The following is a 4,085-nucleotide window of genomic DNA, read 5'->3' on the forward strand; positions in this document are numbered from 1 at the left end:
ACTGCGCCAGCTTTCCACCACCGGCAGCCAGCGCGGCCGGCCGGTGCTCAGCCTGGAGCGCATGGAAGAGCTTGTCGCCCTCACCCCGCAAACTGATGCGGAGACTTCGCCCGAGGCGCAGGCTTACTTCGCGCTCATCAACGACGCGCTGGCGGTCAGCCGGCACCGCGACCTGATCGTCTACGTACACGGCTTCAACAACGCCGTATGGCGTGGCACCGCGCAAGCCGCGCAGTTTCATCACTTCACGGGCCGGCAGGCGGTCGTCCTGGCCTTTCTGTGGCCGTCGGCCGGCAGTCTGCTGTCTTACGCCACGGATGTCCGCACTGCGCGGGCATCGGTGCCCGCCTTTGCGCGCCTGCTGGAACTGCTCGCACGCAACACCAATGCCGAGCACATCAACGTGCTGGCGTTCAGCGCGGGCGCGCGCATCGCCAGTGAAGGACTCGCCACGCTGGCGCAGCCCCGCGACGGCGAAAGCCGCGAGGCGCTGCGCAAGCGGCTGCGTCTGGGCCAGATCTATTTCGCGGCGCCCGACGAGGACACCTACCGCTTCGTGACGGATCTGCGGCAGTACATCGACCTGACCGAGCGCGTGAGCCTCGGGGCCAATCTGGGCGACCGCGCTCTGCGTTTTGCCGCGCGCCACCAGCGGGCGTCCCGGGCCGGCCGGCCAGACGCCGACGACCTGACCGAGGAGCAGGTGGATTTCGTCAACGCCGCGTCGCAGCGGCTGAACTTCGACATGATCTGGGTCGATCCGCGCGCGATTCCTGATCTGAACCGCCGCGCGCACAGCTTCTGGTTCGGCAACGCGTGGGTCAGCAGCGACGTGCTGATGCAGTTCCTGTGGCACAAGCCCCCGGCCGAACGCGGACTGCAGGAAGGCTTTACGCAGCAAGGCATGCGCTTCTGGACCTTCCCGCCCGACTACGACCAGCGTGTGAAGGCGCTGATGCAACAGCGCTGACGGCCCCCCCCCGATCAGAACACCGCCATCCGGCTATTGATCAGGTCGGTGACCAGCATGTGCCCCGGCGCATGCGTGATGCAGAACTCCGGCCGCACCGCCGCCACCACCGATTGCGGCGTCACGCCGCAGGCCCAGAACACCGGCATTTCGCCGGGACGGATCTCCACCGGGTCGCCGTAATCCGGCGCGGCGATATCCGCGATGCCGATGAGCGATGGATCCCCGATATGAACGGGCGCGCCATGCACGGAAGGAAACCGCGACGTCACCTGGATCGCCCGGATCGCGTCGGCGGCCTTCAGGGGCCGCATCGACACCACCAGAGGACCGCCGAACACGCCGGCCGGCTGCGTCGCGATGTTGGTGCGGTACATGGGCACGTTGCTGCCCTGCTCGATGTGGCGCACGGGCAGGCCGTTGTCCAGCATCGCTTCTTCGAACGAGAACGAGCAGCCGATCAGGAACGACACGAGATCGTCGCGCCACAGATCGCGCACGTCCGTGGGTTCGGCCACCAGCACGCCGTCTTTCCACACGCGGTATCGCGGGATGTCGGTGCGGATGTCGATGTCCGCGCCAAGCTCGGGCAACGACGGGTCGCCCGGCTCGGACATGGCCAGCAAGGGGCACGGCTTCGGATTGCGCTGGCAGAAATGAAGAAAATCCGCCGCCAGCGCGCGCGGCAGAATCGCCAGGTTGGCCTGGACGTGCCCCGGCGCCAGATTCGCCGTGGGACCCGTCAGGCGCCCGCTGCGGGCATCCAGCCGCGCCTGGCGGGCAAGCGCGGGACTGACTCTGACATTATCGGCATCTGGCATGGGTTCTCTCGTTGCAGGTAGGCGCCGCTCAGCGGGCGGTGAAAAGGTCCTCGACCGACAGGCCGATGCCCAAAACGCGACGGTCCGCGCCATTGCTGGCCGCGATCATCAGGCCCACGGGCGCCGTGCCCGCCGCATGGCAGGGCAAGGACAGCGCGCAGCCGTCCAGGAAATTGATGAGGGTGGGATTGCGCAGGATGAGGCCGTTGGCGGCGTAGTAGGCCTCGTCGGATCCCTGCAGGTCCGCGACGGGCGGCGCCACGATGGGCGTGGTGGGCATGATCAGCGCGTCGTAACCGGCAATGCGGTGGTCCACGGCGGCTACCCACGCCTCGCGCGCGTCGAGCAGTTCAATGTAATCGGCCGCCGTCATATCCTGGCCGCGCATGATGCGCGAGACGACTCGCGGGTCGTAACGCTTGCCCGCGCGCGCGATCAGGTCGCGGTGCCAGGCCCAGGCCTCGGCGGCGGTGAAGCCGCCCTTGCTGTTGATGGATGCCAGTTCGGCGAATTCCGGAATCTCGATCCGGTCGACCAGCGCGCCGGCATCCTCCAGGCGTTGCACCGCCGCCGCGAAGGTGTCGGAGACATGCTTGTCCATGGCGTCCAGCGCCAGCGTCGTCGGAATGGCCAGACGCAGGCCACGCACCGGCAGCGCCTGCGGCAACGGCCCGGCGTCGCCCGACAGGATGGCGTCCAGTTCGGCGCAGCAGCGCACGCTGGCGGCGATGGGGCCGATGGAATCCAGATTCGCCGACAGGGGCAGCACGCCCTGCATGGACACGCGCCACGCGCTGGGCTTGAACCCGGTCAGGCCGCACAGCGCAGCCGGGATGCGCACCGAGCCGCCCGTGTCCGACCCGATCCCCGCCACCGCCATGCCGTCCGCGACCGACACCGCGGCCCCGGAGGAAGACCCGCCGGGAATGCGGCCGGTGGCGCGATCGTACGGATTGAGCGGCGTGCCGTAATGGGGATTGATGCCCAGGCCCGAATACGCGAATTCGGTCATGTTCGTGCGGCCGATGATGACCGCGCCCGCGGCGATCAGACGCTGCACGACCTCGGCATTTGCTTCGGCCGCCGGCTCGCCTTCGCGCGCCACGGAACCGCCCATCGTGGTCTCGCCTTCGATGTCGAACAGGTCCTTGATGCTGATGGGCAACCCCTCGATCGCGGACCGCACGATGCCGGCCGCGCGCAGCGTGTCGGACGCGCGCGCCTGCGCCAGCGCCGAATCGGCGTAGAGCCTGGTGAAGGCGCGAGCGCCCTCGCCCGCCGGATCCTGGGCCCGCGCCAGCGCGGCTTCGGTCAGCGCGACGGAGGTGCTGCGGCCCTCACGCAGGGCCGAGGTCAGATCATTCAGGGTCGAAACCATCATTGTCCTAATGCCGCCTGGCGGCGTAAGTGTTCGGACGGACGCCTTCGCGGGGAACGCGCCCGGATTCAGCGCCGAGCGTGGCGGCCTTCAGGCGACCACGGGCAGCGACTCGACATGATAGCGGTGGCGCAGCGTGCGGTTCAGGCGCGGATCGTGCAGTTCCATCGTGAAGTCCGCGGCCGGGCGGATGCCGCCGATGGCGGCCACCGTGCCGCAGGTCATGCCCGCGCCTTCCGGCAGGACGGCGCCGCCGCCCGTGTAGCCCGCGATCAGGTCCTGCGGCGTGCGCAACGTGGACAACGGCCCTTCCTGATACAGCACCTTCTCGCCGTTCTCGACGATGTAGGCGCGGATGATCAGTTCGTCCCAATGCCCCGCCACGTCGGCGAGACGCCAGGCTTCGGCGCCCACGGGCTTGACGCAGACCTGCTTGGACATCGCCACGCTGACCGTCTCCAGCTTGCGGTCGGTGTGGTCGGACGCGATGCTGACGTACATCTCGCCGTCGACGGCAAAGACAAACGTCTCGACCTCGCCCGACGATTCCTCGCCCAGCGCCTGCACGTTGGCGGACTGGGTAAGCTGGTTCTCGGCGATGCGGTAGTAAAGCGGCACGCTGCTCGGACGCGGCACGCCGATCGCGGCCAGTTCCTCGATGTGGTGTTCGATGGCGGCCATGTCGCGCCCGGCCCAGCCCGCCACGATCACGCTGTTGAAGGCCACTTCCACCTGACGGGGATTGGCGTCGTCGATCTTGAATACGGCTTTCATATCAGTCCTGCAAAGAAGGAAGTGGGAAGCGGCGCGGCCGACGGGCCGCGCCGGGATCAAAGAGTCGTCAACTGAAGACGCGCGGCAGCCACAGCGCGATGTCGGGCCAGAACGCCAGCAGCGCCAGCATCACGAACATGGC

The 4,085-nt window shown here is 68.3% G+C and carries 4 protein-coding genes; 1 reads left to right on the top strand and 3 read right to left on the bottom strand.

What is annotated here, in order from left to right; all coding sequences use genetic code 11:
• The coding region (locus tag RT697_RS26995; protein ID WP_313702690.1) for an alpha/beta hydrolase at nucleotides 1–970 on the top strand (970 nt) is incomplete at its 5' end.
• A gap of 14 nt (nucleotides 971–984) precedes the next feature.
• Here the strand turns inward: RT697_RS26995 and RT697_RS27000 are convergent.
• The 3 genes from RT697_RS27000 to RT697_RS27010 form a co-directional block, all read right to left on the bottom strand.
• A complete protein-coding gene (locus RT697_RS27000) occupies nucleotides 985–1,791 on the bottom strand; it encodes a putative hydro-lyase (RefSeq protein WP_313702691.1) in 807 nt (268 codons plus the stop codon).
• Between the two features lie 28 nt (nucleotides 1,792–1,819).
• Complete coding sequence (locus RT697_RS27005) at nucleotides 1,820–3,169, bottom strand: amidase (RefSeq protein WP_313702692.1); 1,350 nt, start codon at nucleotides 3,167–3,169, stop codon at nucleotides 1,820–1,822.
• Nucleotides 3,170–3,259: 90 nt separating this feature from the next.
• Complete coding sequence (locus RT697_RS27010; protein ID WP_218343706.1) at nucleotides 3,260–3,943, bottom strand: DUF2848 domain-containing protein; 684 nt, start codon at nucleotides 3,941–3,943, stop codon at nucleotides 3,260–3,262.
• Nucleotides 3,944–4,085: the final 142 nt, after the last annotated feature.

It is taken from the genome of Achromobacter sp., from assembly GCF_032113835.1.
Lineage (GTDB): Bacteria > Pseudomonadota > Gammaproteobacteria > Burkholderiales > Burkholderiaceae_B > Achromobacter.

Coding starts and splice junctions, on each gene's coding strand:
- RT697_RS27000 (WP_313702691.1), bottom strand. CDS start 1,791: ATGCCAGATGCCGATAATGTCAGAGTCAGTCCCGCGCTTGCCCGCCAG.
- RT697_RS27005 (WP_313702692.1), bottom strand. CDS start 3,169: ATGGTTTCGACCCTGAATGATCTGACCTCGGCCCTGCGTGAGGGCCGC.
- RT697_RS27010 (WP_218343706.1), bottom strand. CDS start 3,943: ATGAAAGCCGTATTCAAGATCGACGACGCCAATCCCCGTCAGGTGGAA.